19 protein-coding genes and 1 pseudogene are annotated in these 22,828 nt (G+C 63.5%); 13 read left to right on the top strand and 7 right to left on the bottom strand.

Going from position 1 to position 22,828, the window contains the following annotated elements; all coding sequences use genetic code 11:
* Positions 1-5 precede the first annotated feature (5 nt).
* Positions 6-1,097: an AMP-binding protein gene (locus tag ACP7E3_RS07545; protein ID WP_046384800.1), complete on the bottom strand. Its 1,092-nt coding sequence runs from the start codon at positions 1,095-1,097 to the stop codon at positions 6-8.
* Positions 1,098-1,530: 433 nt separating this feature from the next.
* On the opposite strand from ACP7E3_RS07545, the gene ssuD reads away from it, so the two are divergent.
* From ssuD to ACP7E3_RS07500, 9 genes are all read left to right on the top strand, one after another.
* On the top strand, positions 1,531-2,676 hold the full coding sequence (ssuD, locus tag ACP7E3_RS07540) for an FMNH2-dependent alkanesulfonate monooxygenase (protein WP_108525204.1): 1,146 nt from the start codon (positions 1,531-1,533) through the stop codon (positions 2,674-2,676).
* Entirely contained in the window at positions 2,673-3,518 is an 846-nt protein-coding gene (locus tag ACP7E3_RS07535) for an amidohydrolase family protein (RefSeq protein WP_201021779.1), read from the top strand. Before ssuD ends, ACP7E3_RS07535 begins: the two co-directional genes overlap by 4 nt.
* Positions 3,519-3,596: 78 nt before the next feature.
* Positions 3,597-4,769, top strand: a complete 1,173-nt coding sequence (locus ACP7E3_RS07530) for an acyl-CoA dehydrogenase family protein (protein ID WP_426122747.1) — start codon at positions 3,597-3,599, stop codon at positions 4,767-4,769.
* A gap of 200 nt (positions 4,770-4,969) precedes the next feature.
* The gene (locus ACP7E3_RS07525) at positions 4,970-6,397 is read left to right on the top strand and encodes an LLM class flavin-dependent oxidoreductase (protein WP_046384804.1); all 1,428 of its coding nucleotides are present in this window, start codon (positions 4,970-4,972) and stop codon (positions 6,395-6,397) included.
* Between the two features lie 31 nt (positions 6,398-6,428).
* Positions 6,429-7,679: an acyl-CoA dehydrogenase family protein gene (locus ACP7E3_RS07520; protein WP_426122745.1), complete on the top strand. Its 1,251-nt coding sequence runs from the start codon at positions 6,429-6,431 to the stop codon at positions 7,677-7,679.
* Between the two features lie 193 nt (positions 7,680-7,872).
* A complete protein-coding gene (locus tag ACP7E3_RS07515; protein ID WP_017844482.1) occupies positions 7,873-8,652 on the top strand; it encodes a PhzF family phenazine biosynthesis protein in 780 nt (259 codons plus the stop codon).
* A 34-nt stretch (positions 8,653-8,686) separates the two neighbouring features.
* A complete protein-coding gene (ggt, locus tag ACP7E3_RS07510) occupies positions 8,687-10,516 on the top strand; it encodes a gamma-glutamyltransferase (RefSeq protein WP_169881867.1) in 1,830 nt (609 codons plus the stop codon).
* A gap of 25 nt (positions 10,517-10,541) precedes the next feature.
* Entirely contained in the window at positions 10,542-11,264 is a 723-nt protein-coding gene (pgeF, locus tag ACP7E3_RS07505) for a peptidoglycan editing factor PgeF (protein ID WP_057005643.1), read from the top strand.
* Between the two features lie 124 nt (positions 11,265-11,388).
* Positions 11,389-11,703, top strand: coding sequence for a helix-turn-helix domain-containing protein (locus ACP7E3_RS07500; protein ID WP_426122742.1), 315 nt, complete (start codon positions 11,389-11,391; stop codon positions 11,701-11,703).
* A gap of 27 nt (positions 11,704-11,730) precedes the next feature.
* Here the strand turns inward: ACP7E3_RS07500 and ddlA are convergent, their stop codons facing one another.
* Together ddlA and ACP7E3_RS07490 are read right to left on the bottom strand one after the other, a co-directional pair.
* Entirely contained in the window at positions 11,731-12,825 is a 1,095-nt protein-coding gene (gene ddlA, locus ACP7E3_RS07495; RefSeq protein WP_017844486.1) for a D-alanine--D-alanine ligase, read from the bottom strand.
* A gap of 44 nt (positions 12,826-12,869) precedes the next feature.
* A complete protein-coding gene (locus ACP7E3_RS07490; RefSeq protein WP_426122740.1) occupies positions 12,870-13,508 on the bottom strand; it encodes a LysE family transporter in 639 nt (212 codons plus the stop codon).
* A 140-nt stretch (positions 13,509-13,648) separates the two neighbouring features.
* On the opposite strand from ACP7E3_RS07490, the gene ACP7E3_RS07485 reads away from it, so the two are divergent.
* Positions 13,649-14,458, top strand: coding sequence for an AraC family transcriptional regulator (locus tag ACP7E3_RS07485; RefSeq protein ID WP_108525188.1), 810 nt, complete (start codon positions 13,649-13,651; stop codon positions 14,456-14,458).
* A gap of 6 nt (positions 14,459-14,464) precedes the next feature.
* Here the strand turns inward: ACP7E3_RS07485 and ACP7E3_RS07480 are convergent, their stop codons facing one another.
* The 3 genes and pseudogenes from ACP7E3_RS07480 to ACP7E3_RS07470 form a co-directional block, all read right to left on the bottom strand.
* Entirely contained in the window at positions 14,465-15,052 is a 588-nt protein-coding gene (locus ACP7E3_RS07480; protein ID WP_426122737.1) for a flavin reductase family protein, read from the bottom strand.
* A gap of 60 nt (positions 15,053-15,112) precedes the next feature.
* A pseudogene (locus tag ACP7E3_RS07475) lies at positions 15,113-15,268 on the bottom strand (chemotaxis protein); the annotation flags it as partial.
* Positions 15,269-15,419: 151 nt separating this feature from the next.
* A complete protein-coding gene (locus tag ACP7E3_RS07470; RefSeq protein WP_046384813.1) occupies positions 15,420-15,752 on the bottom strand; it encodes a DUF2790 domain-containing protein in 333 nt (110 codons plus the stop codon).
* 225 nt (positions 15,753-15,977) lie between these two features.
* Here ACP7E3_RS07470 and ACP7E3_RS07465 point away from each other — a divergent pair, with 225 nt between their 5' ends.
* The 3 genes from ACP7E3_RS07465 (at position 15,978) to ACP7E3_RS07455 (ending at position 19,748) form a co-directional block, all read left to right on the top strand.
* Positions 15,978-17,297: an OprD family porin gene (locus tag ACP7E3_RS07465; protein ID WP_177031396.1), complete on the top strand. Its 1,320-nt coding sequence runs from the start codon at positions 15,978-15,980 to the stop codon at positions 17,295-17,297.
* Between the two features lie 343 nt (positions 17,298-17,640).
* Positions 17,641-18,315 carry a heavy metal response regulator transcription factor gene (locus tag ACP7E3_RS07460; RefSeq protein ID WP_046384814.1) on the top strand — a complete coding sequence of 225 codons (675 nt, stop codon included), beginning with the start codon at positions 17,641-17,643 and terminating at the stop codon, positions 18,313-18,315.
* Positions 18,312-19,748, top strand: coding sequence for a heavy metal sensor histidine kinase (locus tag ACP7E3_RS07455; protein WP_426122735.1), 1,437 nt, complete (start codon positions 18,312-18,314; stop codon positions 19,746-19,748). Before ACP7E3_RS07460 ends, ACP7E3_RS07455 begins: the two co-directional genes overlap by 4 nt.
* Here the strand turns inward: ACP7E3_RS07455 and ACP7E3_RS07450 are convergent.
* Complete coding sequence (locus ACP7E3_RS07450; protein WP_057005638.1) at positions 19,672-22,818, bottom strand: CusA/CzcA family heavy metal efflux RND transporter; 3,147 nt, start codon at positions 22,816-22,818, stop codon at positions 19,672-19,674. The genes ACP7E3_RS07455 and ACP7E3_RS07450 overlap by 77 nt on opposite strands.
* Positions 22,819-22,828 lie beyond the last annotated feature (10 nt).

Raw genomic sequence — 22,828 nt, 5'->3', positions numbered from 1 at the left:
GCTCGTCAGACGGAGTGAGAAATCAGGTGGGTGTGAGCCTCGGCACGTTCCGGCCGGGCGGAAGGTTCCTGCCAGGCGCCCGGATGGATGCCCAAAGCACCAAAGAAAGCGGCGCTCTCTTGGCTCAGCGCGGGCCCGACCAGCAACGGCACGCGCAGGCGGCTCATGCCCAACACATCGAGCAAGGGTCTGCGGACCAGCCAGTAGCCGAGCCAGCGGCGCAAACCCTGGGCATCCGGCGTCATTGCCCAGCGGTACACCCGATGCGCGAGCGTGCCGGGCAACGGCAGGCGCTCTCGGGCCCACAGCTCCAGACGGGCATAGGACTCACGCGTGCCCAGCACCAGGGTTGGCCCCAATTCACGGCGATCGGTGTCGCGCGTGGCCATGGCCTCCGGGAAATTCAGGCAGAACCCGGCGCAGAGCCAGGGCGCCAGCAAGTAACGCGCCTGACCGCTGGCGGCGAACACGCGGGCCGCCAAGGCTTCTTCAGCGCCGCTCAGTTGCTCGCGCGCCACCAGCTTGCGTGCGCCCCCCAGCAATTGCGCATGGCTCAACCGCAGGGAAGGCCCGTGCGTATCGGCATGGAACACGAAGGCGACGGCTGCGGAATCAGTGGCGCAGGCCGGCGGTTCCGCCGCCACGCCAGCGGACAAATCGGCGTAAGCGCTCAACCCCTTCCCGTCACCGGCATTCAGACCGCGCCCGTCGAGGAACAGCAATACCGGAGGCGCACGATCGGCATGACCGACCTGTTGCACCGCCTCCAGGGTTTCGGCCAGCACGAAGCTCGGGCGCAGCCGGGCCAGCAATGCGCGGTTGTCGCGTTCGGGGTCCAGCAGGGTGACGCTGCCGCCCAGCCACTGCGCGGCCAGGGCCAGTAACAAGGCTTCGGAACGGGCCTGGCTGATGATCAGTAAATCGTCGTGGCGACTGAACCCGCGCTGATGCAGGGCTGCCGCCAGGCGGCTGACCTCCTGCGCCAACTCGCTCCAAGTGCGCGCATGCCAGATGCCCAGGCGCTTGTAGCGCAGAGCAATCGCCGCACCTCGGGCCTGGGCTTGCTGTAACAACGCCAGAGGCAGTGTCTGGGCCATGGGGACTCTCCTTCAGAGTGCTATACAGGCCCTTTTGCAGTCTCCATGCCAAGGTTTAAATCGTTACTTATCAATCACTTATATAAGAACCTCGAGAACAATCATGTATTGATTCGGCACAGCCTGCTTAACACCTGTTGCCCTGCGAACACTTCCCGCTTTGCGCACAACTGTCTGCCAGGCAACAGGGGTTCAACACTTCCTCTCCTCCAGCGACACTCAGCGTCTCACCAAAAAACAACAATAGCCTTACAAATCAATAAGTTGATGGATTGGTACGATGCTTGCTCCTTCAGAACCATCGGCCACAGCCACAGACTTGTTCCAACAAGCGCCTCCCTAGAGCCGTGCCGGCCCTGCGTTGCACAACCTGCTGCCGTCTTACCTTACCCAAGGCAGCGGGCTTCTTATTTTTGCAGCGAGGAGCATGTTGATGAGTCTTGATATTTTTTGGTTTCTGCCCACCTCCGGCGACACCCGTTACCTGGGGCGATCCGACAGCGGCCGCCCGGCCACCAATAAGTACATGCAGCAAATCGCGGTCGCCGCCGAGAGCCTGGGCTATGACGGAGTGTTGATTCCCACCGGCAGCAGTTGCCTGGACCCATGGATTACCGCCGCCAGCCTGGTACCGGTCACCCATCGCCTGAAGTTGCTGGTGGCGCTGCGCACCTCGCTGGGCAACCCCACGGCGTCGGCCCGTCAAGCGGCCACACTGGACCAGGCCAGCAACGGCCGCCTGTTACTCAACGTGGTGCCCGGTGGTGATGCCACCGAGTTGGCCGCCGACGGTATTTTCCTCGACCACGACCAACGCTACGAAGCCGCCGGCGAATTCCTGAGCGTTTGGCGTCGCTTGCTCAGTGGCGAGGTGGTGGATTTCACCGGTAAGCATGTGCGCGTCGAAGGCGCGCAGAACTTCTTCAAACCCGTGCAGCAACCGCACCCGCCCCTGTATTTTGGCGGGTCGTCCCCGGCCGCCCATGAGCTGGCGGCGCAACAGGTCGACGCCTACCTGACCTGGGGCGAACCACCGGCGGCCGTGGCCGCGAAGATCGCCGATGTGCGCGAGCGCGCGAAAAAATATGGCCGCACCCTGCATTTCGGCGTGCGCCTGCATGTGATCGTGCGTGAAACCAACGAGCAGGCCTGGGCGGCGGCCGAAGAGCTGATCAGCCACCTCGACGACGATGTGATCGCCGACGCCCAAGAGAACTACGCCAAGATGGACTCCGAAGGTCAGCGCCGCATGGCCGCCTTGCATGGCGGACAGCGCGACAAACTCGAGGTTTCGCCCAACCTGTGGGCCGGTGTCGGCCTGGTGCGCGGCGGCGCCGGTACGGCGCTGGTGGGCGACCCTCAGACCGTGGCCAAGCGTCTGCAGGAATATGCCGACCTCGGCGTAGACCGCTTTGTACTGTCCGGCTACCCGCACCTGGAAGAGGCTTTCCGCTTTGCCGAACTGGTGTTCCCGCTGTTGGGCAAACAGCCTGTCACGGTCCGCGACCAAGTACTCACCGGCGGCGCGTTCGACGTGCGCGCCGGCCACACCTCGGCCAAGGAAGAGGCCACGGCATGAACGTGATTGATATGCGCTGCCGCCCGGCGTACCTGCACGATTTTTTCGGCGCCACCCCAGGCAGCGCCGAGACCGCCACTGCCCGCTGGCTGAACCGGCGGGTGGGCACGCGTGGCGACGACGAGCACTTCGCCCGTTCGCGCACACCCCAGGGGTTTCTCGATGAAGTGCGCGACGCCGGGTTGAGCCGGGCGGTGGTGGTCGGTCGGCACACCCCCGGCCAGCATCTGCCCAACGACCTGATTCACAGCATCGTGCGCGACCACGCTGAGCTGCTCGGCATCGCCAGCATCGACCCGGCGCTGCAGGGTATCGACGGCGCGCTGGGCGAAATCGAGCGCGCCATCTCGGCGCTGGGCCTGGCCGGAATCGACCTGGAGCCGGGGTTTGGCGAACCGGCCAGGCAGGCGGATGACCCGCTGTACTGGCCGATCTACGAGCATTTGCAGGCACGCGGCATTCCGCTGTTTCTGATGAGCGGGCCAACCACCCCGGACCCCGCCTTCAACAACCCCGAACGCCTGGCCAAGGTCGCCCGGGCATTCCCGCAGTTGGCGATCGTCTGCTACCACGGCTACTGGCCCAACGTGCAGCAAGCACTCGGCGTGGCCTTTCGCTACCCGAACATCTACCTGGTGCCGGACATGTACCTGTTCCAGCCCGGCAGCGAAGCCTACGTGCAAGCGGCCAACGGCTTTCTGGCAGAGCAGCTGTTGTTCGGCTCGTCCTATCCGTTCCGCCCGATTCGCCAATCCATCGAGGATGTCCTGCGCCTGGGGTTGCGACCCGAGGTGCTCGACAACGTCCTCTATGGCAACGCCGCCCGCCTGTTCGGGTTGTAGAACACGTCGCGCCACACGCCGGGACCGACCGCCACCCAGGCCGGCCCGGCGTTGTTTTCCATTGCAAGGAGTTCCCCTGTGACCACCCCCAACGATCCTGTGCAGGTCGCCCGCCGTCTGGCGGCCGACTGGGCGAGTACGGCTGTCGAGCGCGACGAACGCGGCGGCACACCCAAGCGCGAGCGTGATGCCCTGCGCGACAGCGGCCTGCTGACCCTGAGTATTCCCCATGAATTCGGCGGCCTCGGCGCCAGCTGGAGCGACACCCTGAACATCGTGCGCGAGTTCGCCAAGGTCGACAGTTCGATGGCCCACGTGTTCGGTTTCCAACATTTGATGCTCGCCACCGTGCGCCTGTTCTCGCGGCCCGATCAGTGGCAGCCCTGGCTGGAACAGACCGTCCGCCAGCGTTGGTTCTGGGGCAACGCGCTCAACCCGCTGGACACCCGCACCGTGGCCACGCGCGTGGACGGCGGGCGCGAGTTCACCGGGATGAAAAGCTTCTGTTCCGGGGCCAGCGACTCCGACCGCCTGATCGCATCGGCGCTGGAGGACAGTGGCACAGGCAAACTGCTGATCGCCGCGATCCCCACCGACCGCGCCGGCATTACCCTGCTCAACGACTGGAACAACATGGGCCAACGCCAGACCGACAGCGGCAGCGCCCGTTTCGAACGCGTGCGGGTCGCCGAAGATGAACTGCTGCTGGACCCGGGCCCGCTGAGCACGGTGTTTTCCGGGCTGCGACCGCTGTTGGCGCAACTGACCTTCGTCAACCTGTTCCTCGGCATTGCCGAAGGCGCCTTTGAGCAGGCGCAGCACTACACCACCCACGAAGCACACGCCTGGTTCAAGTCCGAGGTCGAGCGGGCGGTCGACGACCCGTATGTACTGGCCCACTACGGCGAGTTCTGGGCCGGCCTGGAGGCAGTCCGCGCCCTGGCCGAACGGGCCAATGCGTTGTTCGACAAGGCCTGGAACCGCGGCGAACAACTGCGCGCCGAGGAACGGGCGAACCTGGCCCTGGCCATCGGCAGCGCCAAGGTCCACGCCACACGAGTGGGCCTGGACCTCAGTTCGAGGCTGTTCGAGGTGACAGGCGCCCGCGCCACCCAAGCCTCGCGGCGCTTCGACCGCTACTGGCGCAACCTGCGGACCCAGACCCTGCACGACCCGGTGGACTACCGCATCCGCGAACTCGGCGAATGGGCGTTGAAGCAAAAACCGCCGACACCGAGTTTCTATTCCTGACCACACGCGCCGGGTGTTCGCCACCGTTCACCAGAACAACAAAGTGTTGCTCCAGTGATAGGCCGCCAGCCCCAGGAACCGACAAAACCCAGGCATTACGGGCCTTTGGCACTCGGCATGAACCATGCAATCACCCCCTCAAACCACGAGTGAACGGCCCTGCGTGCCCCATGAATCAAGACAACTGGAGTTAATCGACTATGGCTTCCCGCATTATCCTCAATGCGTTTGAAATGACCTGCGTGAGTCATCAGGCCGCGGGCACCTGGCGTCACCCGGACAGCCAGGCATGGAAATACAAGGATCTCGATTACTGGGTCGAGTTGGCCAAGCTGCTTGAGCGCGGCTATTTCGACTCGGTATTTATCGCCGACGTCGTCGGCGTCTATGACATCTATCGCGGCTCGGTGGAAACCTCCCTGCTCGACGCCGACCAGGTGCCGGTCAACGATCCGTTCTTTCAAGTGCCGGCCATGGCCACCGTCACCAAGCACTTGGGCTTTGGCGTGACCTCGGCGCTGACCTACGAACAGCCTTACGCCCTGGCGCGAAAGTTCTCGACCCTCGACCACCTGACCAAAGGCCGCGTGGCGTGGAACGTGGTGACCTCGTACCTCAACAGCGCGGCGGTCAACCTGGGCCTTAAGCAGCAGATTTCCCACGACGAACGCTATGACATCGCCGATGAGTTTCTGGACGTGACCTACAAGCTGTGGGAAGGCTCCTGGGATGAAGACGCGGTGCTGCGTGACCGCGAGCGCGGGATCTTTACCGACCCGAGCAAAGTCCATCCGATCGGCCACAAGGGCAAATACTACGATGTGCCGGGCATCCATCTGTCCGAGCCGTCGCCACAGCGCACCCCGGTGATTTTCCAGGCCGGCGCTTCCAGCCGTGGCCGCGCCTTTGCCGCCAAGCACGCCGAAGGGGTGTTCATCAGCCCGGCCACCGCCGAACAGGCGCGCGAGGTCTCCGATGACATCCGCAACCGCGCCGTGGCAGCCGGCCGCAGCCGTGACTCGGTCAAGGTGTTCACGCTGCTGACGGTGATCACCGGTGAAAGCGATGAAGCCGCGCAAGCCAAATACCGCGACTACCTGAGCTATGCCAACGGCGAAGGCATGTTGTCGTTTTACGGCGGCTGGACCGGTATCGATTTCTCCGAATACGACCCGGACCAACCCCTGGAAGCGATCGACAACGACAGCATCCGCTCGGTGCTGGAACTGCTCGCCACCGCCGACCCCGACCGCAAGTGGACGCCGCGCGACATCATCAAACACCGCAGCATCGGCGGCTTGGGCCCAGTGCTGGTGGGCGGCCCGAAAACGGTGGCCGACGAGATGGAGCGCTGGGTGGACGTCGGCGGTATCGACGGGTTCAACCTGGCCTATGCGATCACCCCGGGCACCTTCGAAGACCTCGTCGAGTTCATCGTTCCGGAGCTGCAACGCCGGGGCCGTGTCCGCACCGCCTATGAGGGCGACACCCTGCGCGAAAACCTCCTCGACGGCACTTCGCCGTATGCCGCCGATGACCATCCGGCGGCGCGTTATCGCGGAGCGTTCAAAACCGGCGCCAACGCCACCGACCACACCAAACCGTCCAGATTCTCCGACCTGACTTGACGCTTGACTGCGCTGAAGAGGAATCCATCCTATGTCCAGTTTCACCACGCTGAACACATTGTCTGTCGGCACCGATTACGAAGCGCTCGCCGCGCGTTTTCGGCCGATCTTTGCGCGGATCGCCGAAGGGGCGGTCGAGCGCGAACGCAGCCGCACGCTGCCGTTCGAACCGATCCAATGGCTCAAGCAGGCCGGGTTCGGCGCCGTGCGCGTCCCGGTCGAATTCGGCGGGGCCGGCGCCTCGCTGCCGCAACTGTTCCAACTGTTGATTGAACTGGCGGCCGCCGACTCCAACGTGACACAAGCCCTGCGCGGGCATTTTGCGTTTGTCGAAGACCGCCTCAACGCTCAGGCATTCAGCGCCCAGAACGCCTGGTTCGAGCGGTTTGTGGCCGGGGAACTGGTCGGCAATGCCTGGACCGAAGTCGGCGACGTGAAGATCGGCCAGGTGATTACCCGCATCAGCCGCCAGGGCGAGCAATGGGTCGCCAACGGCACCAAGTTCTACAGCACCGGTAGCCTGTTCGCCGACTGGATCGACCTGTACGCCCAACGGGACGACACCGGTGCCGACGTGATCGCGGCGGTCCGCGTGCAGCAACCGGGTGTGCGGCAAAGCGACGATTGGGATGGCTTTGGGCAGCGCACCACCGGCAGCGGCACGTCAGTGTTTGAAAACGCAGTGGTCGAAGACGACCACCTGATCGACTTCTCCACGCGCTTTAAATACCAGACGGCGTTTTACCAACTGACCCTGCTGGCTGTCCTGGTCGGGTCGGGGCAGGCGGCCGTGCGAGAGGTGGCCCAACAGGTACGTGTTCGCGCCCGGGTGTTCAGCCATGGCAATGCGGCAGCGGTGCGTGACGATGCCCAGGTGCAGCAGGTGGTCGGCAAAGCCTCGGCGCAGGTCTACACCGCCGAAGCGGCCGCCCTGCGCGCCGCCGCGGCGTCGCAACGCGCCTACGTGGCGCACTTCGCCAAGGATGCGCAGGTCGAACGCGAGGCCAACATCGCTGCGGAGCTGGAGTCGGCCCAAGCGCAAGTGGTGATTGCCGAGCTGGTGCTTCGCGCCACCAGCGACCTGTTCAACGCCCTGGGCGCTTCCGCCGCACGCACGAGCCTGCAACTCGACCGCCACTGGCGCAATGCGCGCACCGCGGCCTCGCATAATCCATTGATCTATAAAGAGCGGATCATCGGTGATTGGGAAATCAACGGCACCGAACCGCCCTACGTGTGGCAGATCGGCAGTGGCGGCCCGCAAAACCAAGCAGCGAAATAGCGCCAGCACGTAAAACCGCGACCTGAAATGCCCCGGCCCGTCGGGGCATTTTTTTCCGAGCCGCCGAAAAAGCTGCGCCGCGTCCCTCGCGGCCTCGTGCATGCGCGCAAAAAAACAGCCCATCTGTATTTTGACGCTCCCCGCAGCCCGCTGTTAGTGTCCAGCCTCCCCCTCGCACATGGAGTACACCACGGTGAAACTGGACATCTACCAAGTCGACGCCTTCAGCCAACACCCTTTCGGCGGCAACCCCGCTGCGGTGTGCCCGCTGACCGAGTGGCTGAGCGACGCGCAACTGCAAAACATCGCCGCCGAAAACAACCTGTCCGAAACCGCCTACTTCGTACCGCGTGACGATTTTTATGAGTTGCGCTGGTTCACCCCGACCGTCGAAGTCGACCTGTGCGGCCATGCCACGCTTGCAGCGGCGTGGGTGTTGATCAATGCGTTGGCGGATGCGCCTGACGTGCTGCGGTTTGCAACGCGCAGCGGCGAGCTCCGGGTAACCCGCGAGGGCGATGAACTGGCGATGGATTTCCCGGCGAAAGCGCCACAAGCGTGCGAGCCGCCTGCCGGAATGTTGAGCGCGCTGGGGATTGAACGCGCCGAGGTGTTCGGCACCGATGACTACATCGTGTTGCTCGACGACGAAGCCCAGGTCGCCGCGCTCACCCCGGATTTCGCCCGGCTCAAGGGCCTGCCCAAACGCGGGATTGCGGTGACGGCCAAGAGTGCGCGGTTCGATTTCATTTCCCGTTGGTTCGGCCCGAATGTGGGGGTCAATGAAGACCCGGTCACCGGTTCGGCGCACACCTCGCTGGCGCCGTTCTGGGCCGAGCGCCTGGGCAAGACAAGCCTGAGCGCCGAACAGGGCGGCACGCGCAAGGGCCAGTTGCGCTGTGCCCTCAAGGGCGACCGGGTGATTATTTCCGGCAAGGCTGTGCTGTATATGCAGGGCTCGATCTACCTGTAAACGCACTCCCCAAGAACGACAGATCATTCGCAAAATGAACGGAGTTCAACGCGTGTTTTCGATTGCCCGCCGTCACCTGACGGTCATTGCCGCAGCCCTGGCCCTGGTGGCCTGCCACTCCCCGGTCAACGAACCGCCAGCGGCGCCGGAGTTGGGCTCGGGCTATCGCACCGACCTCAGCCCGCGCCACGCCGCGCAGCATATGGCGGCAGCGGCCAACCCGCTGGCCGCCGAAGCCGGGCGCGAGATGTTGCGCCAGGGCGGTTCGGCGATCGACGCGGCGATTGCCATGCAGGCGGTGTTGACGCTGGTGGAGCCGCAGTCGTCGGGGATTGGCGGCGGCGCGTTCATCATGCTGTGGGACGGGAACCGCGTGCAGGCGTATGACGGCCGGGAAACCGCACCGGCCGGGGCGACCGAGCGCTTGTTCCTCAAGCCCGACGGGCAGCCGATGGCGTTCACCGCAGCGCAGATCGGCGGGCGTTCGGTGGGCACCCCGGGGGTGTTGCGAGCGCTGGAGCTGGCGCACAAAAAGACCGGGCATCTGCCCTGGGCCCGGTTGTTCGAGCCGGCGATCCGGCTGTCGGAACACGGCTTCGCCATCTCGCCGCGCTTGCACAGCCTGATTGCCGCTGACCGTTTTATCCCACAGTCGCCGGAGATGGCGGCCTACTTTCTGAACGCCGATGGCACGCCCAAAGCCACCGGCACCCTATTGAAAAACCCGGCGCTGGCCGCCGTGTTCAAGCGCATCGCCGAGGAAGGCCCGGACGCGCTGTACCACGGCCCGATCGCCGACGAGATTGCGCGCAAGGTGCAGGGCCACCGCAACGCGGGCAGCCTGTCCGAGGCCGACCTTGCAGGCTACGCGGCCAAGGAGCGCGCGCCACTGTGTACCGATTACAAGCGCTGGAAAATCTGTGGCATGCCGCCGCCGTCGTCGGGCGGGATTGCCATCGCACAGATCCTCGGCACGTTGCAGGCCCTGCAAGCCCGCGACCCACGCCTGGCCATCGCGCCCATGACACCGCTCAAGAGCGCCTCCCCCGCCGGCCTTGAGCCCACGCCCGAAGCGGTTCACCTGATCGCCGAAGCCGGGCGCCTGGCCTTTGCCGACCGCGCCCTGTATGTGGCCGATGCCGACTTTGTGCCGGTGCCGGTCGCCGGCCTGGTCGCCCCGGATTACCTGGCCCGACGCGCCGCGCTGATCGGTGAACGCAGCCTGGGCATCGCGCAGCCGGGCCAACCGGCGGGCATTCAAGTGGCGTATGCCCCGGACCGCTCGCCGCTGCGCATCTCCACCTCACAAGTGGTGGCGGTGGATGACCAGGGTGGCGCCGTGTCGATGACCACCACGGTGGAGTCCGCATTTGGCTCGCACCTGATGGTCCAGGGCTTTGTGCTCAACAACCAGATGACCGACTTCTCGTTCATTCCCGAAGAAAACGGCCAGCCGGTGGCCAACCGCGTGCAACCCGGCAAACGCCCGCGCTCGGCCATGGCGCCGACCCTGGTGTTCGACCGCCACAGCGGTGAGTTGCTGGCCGCCCTGGGTTCGCCGGGCGGCTCGCAGATCATCGAATACGTGAGCAAATCCCTGGTGGCGATGCTCGACTGGCAACTCGACCCGCAAGCCGCGATCAGCCTGCCCAACTTCGGCAGCCGCAATGGCGCTACCGAACTGGAAACCGGCCTGTTCAGCCCGGCGTTGAAACAGGCGCTCAGGGACAAGGGCCATGCGCTGAGCGAGATCGAGATGACCAGTGGCATCCAGGCCATCGTTCGCACGCGGGATGCGCAGGGCAAGGTGCTGCTGAGCGGCGGTGCCGACCCTCGGCGGGAGGGAGAGGCGTTGGGCGATTGATCGTTAATGCACGGAGAACAGCACAGTGCGCAAGGCAAACAATCTCGGTTCCGTTCCTGGTGTCGACCACGGTTTTTGTTCGATCAATGACCCGCAGCGGCCGGAAGAGGTATTCATCTGCAAGCAGATACACAGTGCGTCGGTGATGGAATGGCAGGCAGATCGGGTGGCCAATACGGTCGAAGCCGATGGCGTGTTGACGCGCCATCACCACCCGATCGCGGTGATCACCGCCGACTGCCTGCCCATTCTGTTCGCCTCGAACAACGGTGACTGGGTGGCCGCTGTGCACGGTGGCTGGAAGGGCCTGCAACGCGGGATCATCGCCAGCGCCGTGCAGCGCTTTGCCGCTGAAGGAGTGGCTGTCGATCAATTGCAGGTGGCAATCGGGCCGTCGATCAAGCCCTGTTGTTATGAGGTGAGCGCGGCGTTTATTGCCGAGTTCCAGTCGGACCAAGGGCACCTGTGGCCACACCGCCAGGCGCCATGGAGCGCTGAGCAACCGGCACCGCTGCTGACGCCGGAAATTGCACCGCCCCAGGCGAGACAAGCGGGCAGCGCATGGTTTGACTTGAGCGGGTATGGGCTGATGCTGCTGCAAGCGGCGGGCATTCGGCGCGAGCAGATTGAAGTGAGTGAGGTGTGTACCTACTGCACATCACCGACGTTTGCCAGCTACCGCCGACGCACGCATCAACCGCAAGAGGCGAAGACGTTGTTGTATTCGTGGATTGCTCGTACAAGCTGATTAACAAAGGCCTACACCACACAATTGTCGTGTGGAGCAGTAGTAGCCCTGCTGATTTACGGCAAGGGCGCTACCGAGCCTATTCCAGCGCATATCCTGTACAAAATCGCGAAGGACATGAACCATGCCACTCACTGAGAAACAGCTGAAGGAACGTGACGCCAAGCGCGCTATCGGCGAAGAATTACTGGCAGCCATTCAGGATGTCAAAGCGGGGCTTTACGGCGCAGTCTACCAGGTTGAAATCACTCAAGCCGCGGACGCAAGAAGTAAGACTGGGTTGTCGCAAGCCAAATTTGCCGAGCTATTGGGGGTGTCGATAAGAACCCTTCAAGAGTGGGAACAAGGGCGTCGCTCCCCCTCCGGCGCAGCACGTTCGCTGCTGCATATTGCGGCTATAAGACCGGACGTTTTCCGGGAAGTCCTCAGTAACGCCTGATGGCGTTACTGACGCGCCGGGCGATGACTATCGGCTGATCTTCAACCCCTTGCGCCCCGCATGCCGCTCCAACGCCAGTTCAATCAAGCGGCTGACCAACTCGCTGTAGCTCATCCCCGCCGCCTGCCACAGCTTGGGGTACATGCTGATCCGGGTAAAACCCGGCAACGAGTTGATTTCGTTGATCAGCACTTCGCCGTCCTCGGTGAGGAACACATCGACCCGCGCCAGCCCTGCGCACCCCAACACCTCGAACGCTTCGACGGCCAGGCGGCGAATCCGCTCGCTGGCTTGCACACTGATATCGGCCGGCACTACCACTTGGGCCGCCTGGTCGTCGATGTACTTGCTGTCGTAGGAATAGAAGCCGCTGCTCACCACGATCTCGCCGCAACCGCTGGCGATGGGATGTTCGTTGCCCAGCACGGCGCATTCGATTTCGCGGCCGTGGACGGCGGACTCCACCAGCACTTTCTCGTCAAAGCCCAGGGCCAGTTCGACGGCGGCGTGGTATTCGGCCTCGTCGTTCACTTTGCTCACGCCCACCGAAGAGCCTTGGTTGGCGGGTTTGACGAACATCGGCAGGCCGAGCTTGCCCACCGCCATGTCGAACGACGTGCGCGCCGCGTTGTTGCGGTTGAGGGTGATAAACGGCGTGACGGCAATGCCGGCGTCGCGCAGCAAGCGTTTGCTGATGTCCTTGTCCATGCACACCGCCGAGCCGAGCACGTCGGAGCCGACGAAAGGCAGGTCGGCCATGCGCAGCAGGCCTTGCAGGCAACCGTCCTCGCCGAGGGTGCCGTGGACGATGGGGAAGATCACATCGATATGCGCGAGCAGGCCGCTGCCGGCGGTTTCCACCACTTGCTGGCTGGCCTTGCCCGGCACCACCGCCAGTTCGCGGTTGGACTGGTTGAGGGCGATCAGCGCCGGGTTTTCCTGGTTGATCAGGAAGTTCGAGGTGTCGTTAAGGTGCCAGTGACCGGCCTTGTCGATGCCGATCAGCACCGGCTCGAAGCGCGAGCGGTCGAGGGCATCGACAATATTGCGCGCCGATTGCAGCGAGACTTCGTGCTCGGCCGAACGGCCACCAAAAATAATCCCTACGCGCACCTTGCTCATGACCCAACCTCACTGTTGAAAGTAAGGCTTCTTACCATAAGCGGTCAGCGATTCGCTACCAGATGTGCACCAAACAGCATGTAGCAACTCCCGGCAAAACGGTCGAGCCATTTACGCGAGCGGCTGTAGAGGTCGGCCATGCGCGCACTGGAAAACACCAGGGCCACGCTGGAATACCAGCTGAACGACAAGGTGGCCATGATGATCACCGCCAGGGTCAACAGCATCGGCGATGGCGACGGCGGCATGGTGGACGCGAAGATGGTGGCGACGAACAGCGCGGCCTTGGGATTGGACAGATTGCCCAGCAACCCCAGGCGCCAGGCGGAAAACAACGAGCGCCTAGCCCCGTCCGGCAAGCGGCTCTGCCCCATCACCGGCGCCGAGCGTTTGAACAGCTTCAACCCCAGGTAGATCAAGTAGCAGCCACCGATGATCTTGAACGCCAGGTACAGCATGGGGGCGGCGGTAAACAGCGACTTTATGCCCAGCCCACCGGCCAGCCCCCACAGGATCGTCCCAGTCGCGACACCCGCCGAGGCCACCACGCCATGGCGGCGCGAACAGCTGGCGGCCAGTTGCGCGGTGTTGAAGAAATTGGGCCCGGGCGTGACCACCGCCACCGTCCACAGCAGGGCCAGCGAGATCAGGGGCGTCACGTAGGCGGGGTTGAGCAAATCCATGGCGGGCAACTCCATCAGCACAGGGCACGAACAGCGATCATAGGCCTCGCCTGCCCCCCTGCACAATCGTACAAGACCCCGGCAGACAAGGGCCTCAGACTCGGTTAACGTGTTTCCACCTCTTCTTGTGACAAGTCACCATGGGTAAACCCACCCCCACCCTCGACTGGGTCCACCGCGCGCCGCATGCCAGTGGCCTGGACCGTATCGAGGCGTACTTCGCCGGCATCGCGTTCGACCTGCATCGCCATGACACCTATGCCATCGGTCGCACCTTGTTCGGCGTGCAGAGTTTTCATTATCGCGGCGGCATGACCCATGGCCTGCCCGGCACCACCATGGTGATTCATCCCGACGAGACCCATGACGGCCGCGCCGGCAGCGAGGAAGGCTTCAAGTACCGCATGATCTATGTGGAGCCGGCGCTGGTCCAACAGATCCTCGGCGGCAAGCCGTTGCCGTTTATCCCCGGCGGGGTGTCCATCGACCCGTGGCTGTTTCGCGCCAGCGAAGTGTTGCTGCAAAGCCTGGACTGCCCGATCGACCGGCTGCAGGAGCAGGACGCCCTGTTCGACCTGGCCCAAGCCTTGAACAACGCCTCGGGAGCGATCACCACCCGCAAGACCTTCGATTACGTCGCCGCCGAACGCGCCCGGGAATTTATCCACAGCGCCCTGGGCCGCAGCATCACCCTGGATGAAATGGCCGAACACGCCGGCCGCGACCGCTGGGCCTTGTCGCGGGATTTTCGTTTGTTGTTCGGCACCAGCCCTTACCGCTACCTGACCATGCGCCGGCTGGATCTGGTACGCAGCCTGCTGGCCCAGGGCAAAACGCTGGTGGACGCAGCGATGATCGCCGGCTTCACCGACCAGAGCCACATGACCCGGCAATTTCACAGCACCTACGGCATGCCGCCGGCGCGCTGGGTGAAGATGCTCGGGCGCTGAACGCGCTCAACCGGCGGGCGTCAGCTGCTGCCCGTCAATCGGCTGGCCGATCGTGAGGAAATGCCCGCCCGCCACATGGTGCAAGGTGCGCAGTTGATCAACGCCTTCGAAGTGCCAGTGCCCTTCGCTGAACACGCGCTCGTCGGCATACGCCGCGACCACTTCGCCGAGGAACAGGTCGTAGGTCTGCTGGGTGTGCGGCTCAGGCAACAGGCGGCATTCCAGCCAGGCGACGCAGCCTTCGAGCAAAGGCGCCTCAGTGTGTTCACCGTTGAAGGTGCGCAGGCCATAGGCGGCGAATTTGTCGAGTTCCGCGCCGCTGATAGTGCCCACCGTCTGTACGAGATCGGCCTGGGCCGCGCAGGGCACCTGCAGCACGAAGGTGCCGGCGCGTTCCAGCAGTTGCCGGGTCCAGGTGGCCTTGTCCAGCACGACCGCGACTTTCGGCGGTTCGAAATCCAACGGCATGGCCCAGGCGGCAGCCATGATGTTGCGCTGACCGTCATGCGCGGCGCTGACCAGCACGGTCGGGCCGTGGTTGAGCAAGCGGTAGGCCTTGGACAGCGGAACGGGGCGGCAGTGGTCGGGGCTCATGAAGGATCGGCTCTTCAATAGTGAAAAAACCTACGATACCTCAAGCACAAGCCCTACGGGTCAGTTCGAGAGCTGGTTGGCGAACTGTCCGACTGCGCTGACGACCTTTTGTGCGCCGTCCTGGATGTCCACGATCACCGTGCCGGCTTCGGCGGCCAGGGCCAGGCCCTGCTCGGCTTGCTAGCGGCCGTCGCTCATCAGGCGCACCGCACCGGCAACGTGTTCGCCGCGCGCCAGCAGTTGCGACATCGAGTAAGCCAGTTCCTGCAGGAAGTTGGCATTCGCCCATTCCACCCGGCCTTCATCGGTGTGGCCGGCGTTTTCTGAAGAGCGCTTCAATGCCCGGCGTCACTCTTTTTTACAGCGGTCAGCTGCCATTGTTCCGGCAGATACCCATCACTTGATATTCCAGGGTATTGAGCTTGCCGCTGGTGTCTTCGTAGGTCATGCGCGAGGGCACGGGGCTGCATGAGCGGATCGGTGGTGTCACGTTGACCACCTTGGCGATGTCCAGGGTCATGCCATAGCGATAGGTCTGCACCACCGGGGCCGCTTTGCCCTCTCTGGCCGCGTATTCGGTCATGGCTTGTTCATTGCGCTCCATCATCAGCGCAAACGTGCGATCGCCGCCGCCTTCGGCCAATGCGCCGAAGGACAGGATGGCCGTCAATATACCCAGGCTGGTTTTATAAAAGTTCATTGTTCATTCCTCGACTGAAAGTTCAGTGTCGAGACTAACCAAACAACCCTGACGCGATGTTCACCAGAAGATTACGTATTTGTTAGGTGGCACTAAGGTTCCAGAATTGTAATGTTCGCGCAACACAGCCGTTATCCACGGTTTGCAACTATCAGCCCGGGCCAAATCAATAAGAACGCCCGCCTCCATAAGAAGCTGATCACTGCCAATACCGAGGAGCGAAACATGCATATCCGTTATTACACCCTTCCCCTCTCACTCGTCGCCGCCTTGCCCCTGGCAGCGCTGGCCGTGGAAGACCAGCCCGACGGTTTTATCGAAGGCAGCCGCCTGAACGTGCTGGCACGTAATTTTTACTTCAACCGCGATGATCGCAAAGGCCAATCCAGCCCGACCGGCAACGGCTATTCAGAAGCCTGGGCACAGGGGTTGATCGGCAAGTTCGAATCCGGCTTCACCCAAGGCACCGTGGGCTTTGGCCTGGATGCGTTTGCCATGGTCGGCGTGAAACTCGATTCGGGCACCGGCCGCAGCGGCGGCAAAGGCTCGTTCGGCATGTTGCCGGTGGACCGCGACAACCGCCCCGAAGACAGCTACAGCAAGGTCGGCGGCGCCGCGAAATTGCGCGTGCTGGACACAGTGATCAAGGCCGGCGACGTGTTCCCGCTGACGCCGGTGGTGGCCTACGGCGACTCCCGTGTATTGCCGGAAAGTTTCCGTGGCGTCACCGTGCAAAACACCAGCCTCGCCGGCCTGAGCCTGCAGGGCGGACGCTTGAGCGGCATGAGCCAGCCCAATGAAAGCGGCATGAACAAAGGCTTCGCGACGTTTTATGCGGGCCCGGTCGACTCGCCCTGGATCGGCTATTTCGGCGGTGACTATCAACTCAACAAGCACCTCGGTTTCAGCCTGTACAGCAGCCGCCTGAAAGACGCCTGGGACCAATACTACGTCGGCAGCACCGCCAGTTACCCGCTCACCGAAGACGTTTCGCTGTTCGGCGACGTCAATTACTACAAGGCCGTGGACGAGGGCAAAAAGCGCCTGGGCACATTCGACAACAACATCTGGAGCGCCCGGCTCGGGGTGAAAGTCGGTGCCCACAGCGTTGCCGTGTCGCACCAGCGCAACAATGGCGACGACGACTTCGATTACCTGCGCCAGTCGGACTCGATCTTCCTCAACAACTCGATCCAGTACAGCGACTTCAACTCGCCCAAGGAACGCTCATGGATGGTGCGCTACGACCTGGACATGCAGGCCTTCGGCATTCCCGGCCTGACGTTCATGACCCGCTACGCCAAAGGCAGCGGGGCCGACTACAGCAACGCCAACGCGGTGTATATGCGCCGCGATGCCGCCGGTAATCCGCTCACCGATCAGCGCCGCTGGGAACGCAATATCGAAGCCAAGTACGTGGTGCAGGCCGGCACGCTGAAGGACTTATCCCTGCGCCTGCGCCAGGCGAGCGTGCGCTCAAGTGCATTTGAGTCGGACCTGGAAGAAGTAAGGGTCATTATCGAATATCCACTGGCGGTGCTCTAAGCAACGCTTACATTTACTTGCCGATGAAGTACATCTCTTCACAGGTTCAAATCTGTCAGAACTGTAATATCGGCCTCACCTTCGCGTTAAGTTGCAGTTTTTATACTGCGCATCGAGCACTATTCATCTCTGCGGCTTTTGTGTAGCTCCTTTGGAACGGAGATGAACTTTTTACGCCCCGCTTGGGGCGTTTTTTTGTTCACTCGCACAGCGGCGAATCGTCGCAGCTACCTGACGTGGCTTGACCCTATAGCGACTTCACGGCTCAGAGTTTTCCTACAGCCAAATTCAGCGCCTCTATGAGGCCATGCCCCCTCTCCGTTTCCTTTGAAGGTAAATCCCCATGCGTATCCTTGTGGTTGAGGACGAGCAGAAAACCGCCGATTACTTGCAGCAGGGCCTGACCGAAAGCGGCTATGTCGTCGATTGCGCCGCCAGTGGCGTCGACGGCCTGCACCTGGCCCGGCAACACACCTATGAACTGGTGATCCTCGACGTGAACCTGCCCAACACCGACGGTTGGGAAGTGCTGGAACACCTGCGCCGCGACGGCAACCAGCGGGTGATGATGCTGACCGCCCGCGGCCGGCTGGCCGACAAGATCAAGGGCCTGGACATGGGCGCCGATGATTACCTGGTCAAACCCTTCGAATTCCCCGAACTGCTGGCTCGCGTCCGCACGCTGTTGCGCCGCAGCGAGCACATTCCGTTGCCGGACGTGTTGCGCGTCGCCGACCTGGAGCTGGACCCGCGCCGCCACCGCGCCTACCGCGGCACACGACGCATCGACCTGACCACCAAGGAGTTCGCCCTGCTGCACGTATTAATGCGCCAGGCCGGCGAGGTGATGACCCGCACGCAAATCATCTCGCTGGTGTGGGACATGAACTTCGACTGCGACACCAACGTCGTCGAAGTCTCCATCAGCCGCCTGCGCGGCAAGGTCGACGACCAGAGCGAGGTCAAGCTGATCCACACCATTCGCGGCGTCGGTTACGTGCTGGAGGCGCGTCAATGAGGACCAGCAGCCTGTCGATGCGCCTGGGCCTGACGGTCAGCCTGATGGGCGCCGGACTGGTCGTGCTGCTGGCGACCCTGGCTTACCTGGCCTTGACCCACGAGCTGGACAAACTCGCGCGCAAGGGCCTGGAAAACAAGCTGGATCAGTTGGAACACAGCCTGAGCCAGAGCCTCGCCCCCCGCGACATCAGCAGCCGCCCCCACTCGCTGCTGGACCTGGTGATGGGCCACGACAATATCTACCTGACCATCATGAGCACCCAGGCCAATACGCCGGTGCTCCTCAGCGTGGGCGCAAAACCCCAGCAGCCGTTGTTGCTCGACGTACCGGCCGGCAAGACCCTGGCCTACCTGAACTGGGTGGACGGGCATGGCAACCGCATCCTCAGCGCCTCGCGCACGGTGGCGCTGCGCAATGGCGAGAACGTGCGCGTGCTGCTCTCGCTGGACCGCTCCGACGATGAAGCGTTGCTCAGTGCCTACCTGCGCTCCACGGTGATCGCCCTGCCGCTGCTGCTGATCCTGATCGGCATGGGCGCCTGGTGGCTGGTGCAGCGCGGGCTGGCGCCGTTGCAGCAGTTCAGCCGTGTGGCGGCGCAGGTCAGCACCCAGGACCTGACCCATCGCCTGGCGCTGGACAACCTGCCCAAGGAGCTGGGCGAGTTGGCCCAGGGCATCAACTTCATGCTGCACCGCCTGGACGACGGTGTGCGGCAACTGTCGCAGTTCTCCGATGACCTGGCCCACGAACTGCGCGCGCCATTGACCAACCTGATGGGCAAGGCGCAGGTGACGTTGTCCCGCGAGCGGCCTTCGCAGGAATACCAAGCGGGCCTGGAATCCTGCGTCGAGGAAATGGAACGCCTGTCGCGCATCGTCTCCGACATGCTGTTTCTGGCCCAGGTCAGCCATCCGGCGGCGCGGGCCGGGTTTGCCCGGGTGTCGCTGGGTGACGAAGCGCAGCGGGTGATGGAGCTGTTTGCCTTGAGCGCCGAGGACAAGCAGGTGACCCTGAACCTGCGCGGCGACGCCTGGGTGATGGGCGATCGCCTGATGATCCAGCGGGCCATCTCCAACTTGCTGTCCAATGCCATCCGCCACACGCCAACCGCGTCTACCGTGTTGTTGCTGGTGGAAACCTACGGCCAGCGTGTATCGCTGTCGGTCGGCAACCCCGGGCGCGGCATCGAAGCGCACCACCTGCCGCACTTGTTCGAACGCTTCTACCGCGCCGACAGCAGCCGTACCCGCGCCGAGGGCGGCACCGGCCTGGGGCTGGCCATCGTGCAGTCGATCATGCACCTGCATCAGGGCCACGCCGATGTCAGCAGCCAGCCGGGGCGTTTTACGCGCTTCAGCCTGGTGTTTCCTCGTCCTTGCGATGCGCCCAGTGATACAACGCCGGCAGCACCAGCAAGGTCAGCAACGTAGAGGAAATGATCCCGCCGATCACCACCGTCGCCAGCGGCCGCTGCACCTCGGCGCCGGTGCCGGTGGCCAGGGCCATGGGGATAAACCCGAGGGAGGCCACCAGCGCCGTCATCAACACCGGACGCAGCCGGGTCAGCGCGCCCTCGTTGATGGCCATCGACAGCGAGCGCCCTTCCTCGCGCAGGTTGCGGATAAACGCGATCATCACCAGGCCGTTGAGCACCGCCACGCCGGACAAGGCGATAAAGCCCACCCCGGCCGAGATCGACAGCGGAATATCGCGCAGCCACAGCGCCATGATCCCACCGGTCAAGGCGAACGGAATCCCGGTGAACACCAACAGCCCGTCCTTGAGGTTGTTGAACATCATGAACAACAGCCCGAACACCAGCAGCAGCGCCACCGGCACCACGATGCGCAGGCGGTCGGAGGCCTCCTTCAACTGTTCGAACTGCCCGCCCCAGGTGGTCCAGTAACCAACCGGCACTTTGACCTGCGCGCCGATGGCGGCTTCGGCCTCTTGGACAAACGAGCCGATATCACGCCCCCGCACGTTGGCGCTGACAATCACCAGGCGCTTGCCGTTCTCGCGGCTGATCTGGTTCGGGCCCAGCACCAGGTCGAGGCTGGCGACCTGGGACAAGGCGATAAAACCCAGTTGCCCGGAGGCGTTACCGGCCAGCGCCGGCACCGGGATCAGCAGCCGCGACAAGCCGTCGATATCGGTGCGCAATGCGTCGGACAAACGCACGACCATGTCGAAACGTCGGTCACCTTCGTACAACGTTCCGGCCTGGCGCCCACCGACTGCGACGGCAATCGTGTCCTGCACATCGCCGACGTTCAGGCCAAACCGCGCGGCCTTGTCGCGGTCGATATTGATGGTCAGTACCGGCAGGCCGGAGGTCTGTTCGACCTTCACTTCCGAGGCGCCGTTCAGGCCTTGCAAGGTCTCGGCGATTTCCCCGGCGGTGGCGTTGAGCACCGCCATGTCGTCGCCGAATACCTTCACCGCCACGTCGCTGCGCACTCCGGAAATCAGCTCGTTGAAGCGCAGCTGGATCGGTTGCGACAGTTCATACGCACTGCCCGGCACAATCGCACTGGCGCGCTGGATATCGGCGATCAGCGTTTCGCGGGACTTCTGCGGATCAGGCCACTGATCCTTGGGCTTGAGCATCACGTAGCTGTCGGAAATGTTCGGTGGCATCGGGTCGGAGGCAATCTCCGCGGTGCCGGTGCGGGCGAAGACCCGTTCGATTTCCGGCACCTGGGCCATCAAGGTTTTTTCCAACTGCTGTTGCATCTGCACCGACTGCGTCAGGCTGGTGCCGGGCACGCGCAGGGCTTGCTGGGCGAAGTCGCCTTCGCTGAGGCTGGGGATGAATTCGCTGCCCATGCGGCTGGCCACCAGCCCCGAGGCGACGATGGTCAACAGCGCCAAACCGAACACCAGCGGGCGCCGCGCCATCACCCCATCGAGCACCGGCGCATAGACCCGGCGCGCACTGCGCATCACCAGGTTTTCTTCTTCCTTGACCTTGCCGGTGACAAACAGCGCAATCGCCGCCGGCACAAAGGTCACCGAGAGGATCATCGCGCCGAACAGGGCAATCACCACGGTGAAGGCCATGGGGTGGAACATTTTCCCGGCCACGCCGGTGAGGGCGAAGATCGGCAGGTACACCACCATGATGATCAGTTGCCCGAAGATCAGCGCGCGCCGCGCCTCCTTGGCCGCCGCGAACACTTCGTGCAGGCGCTCGCTGCGGGTCAACAGGCGGCCGTGTCGCTGTTGCGCATGGGCCAGGCGACGGATCGCGTTCTCGACGATCACCACCGCGCCGTCGACGATGATGCCGAAGTCCAGCGCGCCGAGGCTCATCAGGTTGGCGCTGACTTTGTTGGTGAACATGCCGGTAAAGGTGAACAGCATCGCCAGCGGGATCACCATCGCGGTGATCAGCGCCGCGCGGATGTTGCCGAGGAACAGGAACAACACCGCGACCACCAGCAGCGCGCCTTCGAAAAGGTTTTTCTTCACGGTGGCGATGGCTTTTTCGACGAGGTTGGTGCGGTCGTAGACGGTCACGGCGACCACGCCCTCGGGCAGCGAGCGGTTGATCTGTTCGAGTCGCGCAGCCACGGCCTGGGACACGGTGCGGCTGTTTTCGCCGATCAGCATGAACACCGTGCCCAGCACCACTTCACGGCCGTTTTCGGTGGCGGCGCCGGTACGCAGCTCACGGCCGATCTCGACCTGGGCCACATTGCGCACGCGGATCGGCGTGCCGTCCGAGGTGGTGATGACGATGTTGGCGATATCGTCGATCGACGCCACTTGCCCCGGTGCGCGGATCAGCAACTGCTCGCCGCTGCGCTCGATGTAGCCGGCACCGACGTTGGCGTTGTTGCGTTCCAGGGCGGTGACCAGATCGCTCAAGGTCAGGTTGTAGGCCGCCAGGCGCTTGGGGTCGGGGGCGATCTGGTATTCCTTGGCAAAACCACCGATGGTGTTGATCTCGGCCACGCCGGGCACGTTGCGCAGTTGCGGCTTGATGATCCAGTCCTGGATCACGCGCAGGTCGGTCGGCGTGTAGGGCGTGCCGTCGTCCTTGCGCGCGCCCTCTTCGGCTTCCACGGTCCATAGGAAAATTTCCCCAAGACCGGTGGAAATCGGCCCCATCGCCGTTTCGATGCCGACGGGCAATTGTTCACGGGCGACTTGCAGGCGTTCGTTGACCAATTGGCGGGCAAAGAACAGGTCGGTGCCGTCCTTGAAGATCACCGTGACCTGGGACAAACCGGAGCGCGACAGCGAACGGGTCTGCTGCAACCCCGGCAACCCGGCCATCGCGGTTTCAATGGGAAAGGTGATGCGCTGTTCGGTTTCCAGCGGCGAAAAACCGGGCGCCGCCGAGTTGATCTGCACCTGCACATTGGTGATGTCGGGCACCGCGTCGATGGGCAGTTTCTGATAGCTGGCGACGCCGACACCGGCCATCAACAGCACCGCCAACAGCACGATGATGCGCTGCTCGATGGCGAATTGGATAAGGCGCTCAAACATGGGAAATCAC

Origin of the sequence: Pseudomonas sp. PSPC2-3 (genome assembly GCF_049898265.1) — a bacterium.
In the GTDB taxonomy this organism is placed as follows: domain Bacteria; phylum Pseudomonadota; class Gammaproteobacteria; order Pseudomonadales; family Pseudomonadaceae; genus Aquipseudomonas; species Aquipseudomonas veronii.
This window is presented reverse-complemented; position numbering and strand designations above follow the sequence as displayed.

Excerpts from the sequence above, each read along its gene's own strand:
- ACP7E3_RS07545 (WP_046384800.1), bottom strand. The coding sequence starts at position 1,097 with ATGGCCCAGACACTGCCTCTGGCGTTGTTACAGCAAGCCCAGGCCCGA.
- ssuD (WP_108525204.1), top strand. The coding sequence starts at position 1,531 with ATGAGTCTTGATATTTTTTGGTTTCTGCCCACCTCCGGCGACACCCGT.
- ACP7E3_RS07535 (WP_201021779.1), top strand. The coding sequence starts at position 2,673 with ATGAACGTGATTGATATGCGCTGCCGCCCGGCGTACCTGCACGATTTT.
- ACP7E3_RS07525 (WP_046384804.1), top strand. The coding sequence starts at position 4,970 with ATGGCTTCCCGCATTATCCTCAATGCGTTTGAAATGACCTGCGTGAGT.
- ACP7E3_RS07520 (WP_426122745.1), top strand. The coding sequence starts at position 6,429 with ATGTCCAGTTTCACCACGCTGAACACATTGTCTGTCGGCACCGATTAC.
- ggt (WP_169881867.1), top strand. The coding sequence starts at position 8,687 with ATGAACGGAGTTCAACGCGTGTTTTCGATTGCCCGCCGTCACCTGACG.
- ACP7E3_RS07500 (WP_426122742.1), top strand. The coding sequence starts at position 11,389 with ATGCCACTCACTGAGAAACAGCTGAAGGAACGTGACGCCAAGCGCGCT.
- ddlA (WP_017844486.1), bottom strand. The coding sequence starts at position 12,825 with ATGAGCAAGGTGCGCGTAGGGATTATTTTTGGTGGCCGTTCGGCCGAG.
- ACP7E3_RS07490 (WP_426122740.1), bottom strand. The coding sequence starts at position 13,508 with ATGGATTTGCTCAACCCCGCCTACGTGACGCCCCTGATCTCGCTGGCC.
- ACP7E3_RS07485 (WP_108525188.1), top strand. The coding sequence starts at position 13,649 with ATGGGTAAACCCACCCCCACCCTCGACTGGGTCCACCGCGCGCCGCAT.
- ACP7E3_RS07480 (WP_426122737.1), bottom strand. The coding sequence starts at position 15,052 with ATGAGCCCCGACCACTGCCGCCCCGTTCCGCTGTCCAAGGCCTACCGC.
- ACP7E3_RS07470 (WP_046384813.1), bottom strand. The coding sequence starts at position 15,752 with ATGAACTTTTATAAAACCAGCCTGGGTATATTGACGGCCATCCTGTCC.
- ACP7E3_RS07465 (WP_177031396.1), top strand. The coding sequence starts at position 15,978 with ATGCATATCCGTTATTACACCCTTCCCCTCTCACTCGTCGCCGCCTTG.
- ACP7E3_RS07460 (WP_046384814.1), top strand. The coding sequence starts at position 17,641 with ATGCGTATCCTTGTGGTTGAGGACGAGCAGAAAACCGCCGATTACTTG.
- ACP7E3_RS07455 (WP_426122735.1), top strand. The coding sequence starts at position 18,312 with ATGAGGACCAGCAGCCTGTCGATGCGCCTGGGCCTGACGGTCAGCCTG.
- ACP7E3_RS07450 (WP_057005638.1), bottom strand. The coding sequence starts at position 22,818 with ATGTTTGAGCGCCTTATCCAATTCGCCATCGAGCAGCGCATCATCGTG.